At 69.6% G+C, this 1,539-nt stretch carries 2 protein-coding genes; both read left to right on the forward strand.

Translation table 11 applies throughout. The annotated features are described in order from the left end of the window. On the forward strand, positions 1–702 hold a 702-nt coding region (locus V7067_RS17820; protein ID WP_334177218.1), incomplete at its 5' end, for an electron transfer flavoprotein subunit beta/FixA family protein. After that, positions 702–1,539 (forward strand): FAD-binding protein (locus V7067_RS17825; protein WP_334177219.1); only part of this gene is annotated, 838 nt, incomplete at its 3' end. The genes V7067_RS17820 and V7067_RS17825, both read left to right, overlap by 1 nt.

Here is a 1,539-nt window from a genome sequence, read left to right on the forward strand (position 1 = left end):
GTTCGCGTGAAAGCCGACGGCACCGGCGTTGACCTCGCCAACGTCAAGATGTCGATGAACCCCTTCTGCGAAATCGCCGTCGAGGAGGCGCTTCGCCTGAAGGAGGCCGGCAAGGCGAGCGAGGTCGTGATCCTCTCCATCGGCCCGGACAAGGCGGCTGAGACCATCCGCACCGCGCTGGCCATGGGTGCCGACCGCGGTATCCTCGTCAAGGTCGACGGCGCGGTGGAGCCTCTGGCGGTCGCCAAGCTCATCAAGGCCGTGGCCGACAAGGAACAGCCGGGCCTCATCATCCTCGGCAAGCAGGCCATCGACGGCGACATGAACCAGACCGGCCAGATGCTGGCCGCCCTCACCGGCCGCCCGCAGGGCACCTTCGCCTCCAGGGTTGAAGTCGGCGCCGAGCGCGTGGAAGTCACCCGCGAGGTCGACGGCGGCCTGGAGACGGTGTCGCTGGCGCTGCCGGCCATCGTCACCACCGACCTGCGCCTCAACGAGCCGCGCTATGCCTCGCTGCCCAACATCATGAAGGCCAAGAAGAAGCCGCTGGCGGAGACGAGCGCCGCCGAACTCGGCGTGGACGTGACGCCGCGGCTGAAGGTGCTGTCGGTGAAAGAGCCGGCGGCGCGCAAGGCGGGCGTGAAGGTGAAGGATGTCGCCGAACTCGTCGCCAAGCTGAAGACCGAAGCCGGGGTGCTGTGATGACCACGCTGCTGATTGCCGATGCCGACGAAGCCGGCCTGAAGGACACCACCGCCCGCGCGCTTTCCGCCGCCCTCGCCCTTGGCGGGCCGGTGCATGTGCTGGTGGCCGGTGCGGGCGTTGCCGCCGCGGCGGCCACGGCCGCCACGCTCAGCGGGGTGGAAAAGGTGCTGGTGGCCGATGCCCCGCCCTATGCCCACGGGCTGGCCGAGCCGCTGGCCGATCTGGTCGCCGGCCTCGCCGGCTCCTACAGCGCCATCGTGACCGCGGCCACCACCGCGGGCAAGAACGTGGCGCCGCGCATTGCCGCGCTGCTGGACGTGATGCAGGTTTCCGACATCACGAAGGTGGTGTCGGCGGATACCTTTGAACGTCCCATCTATGCCGGCAATGCCATCGAAACGGTGCAGGCCACCGATGCCACGGTGGTGGTCACCGTGCGCACCTCGGCGTTCGCGGCGGCTCCGGCCGGCGGCGCCGCGCCGGTGGAAGCGGTTGCGGCGGGCACGGATGCCGGGCTTTCGGTGTTCGAGGGCGCCAGCGTGGCCAAATCGGACCGTCCGGAGCTGACCTCGGCGAAGATCATCGTCTCGGGCGGCCGCGCGCTGGGTTCGGCGGAGAAGTTCAGCGAAGTGGTGCTGCCGCTGGCCGATGCGCTGGGCGCGGCGGTGGGCGCCTCGCGCGCCGCCGTCGATGCCGGCTATGCCCCCAACGACTGGCAGGTCGGACAGACCGGCAAGATCGTCGCCCCGGACCTCTACATCGCCCTCGGCATCTCCGGCGCCATCCAGCATCTCGCCGGCATGAAGGACAGCAAGGTCATCGTCGCCATCAACA

It is taken from the genome of Pseudoxanthobacter sp. (assembly GCF_036822375.1).
Taxonomy (GTDB): domain Bacteria; phylum Pseudomonadota; class Alphaproteobacteria; order Rhizobiales; family Segnochrobactraceae; genus Pseudoxanthobacter.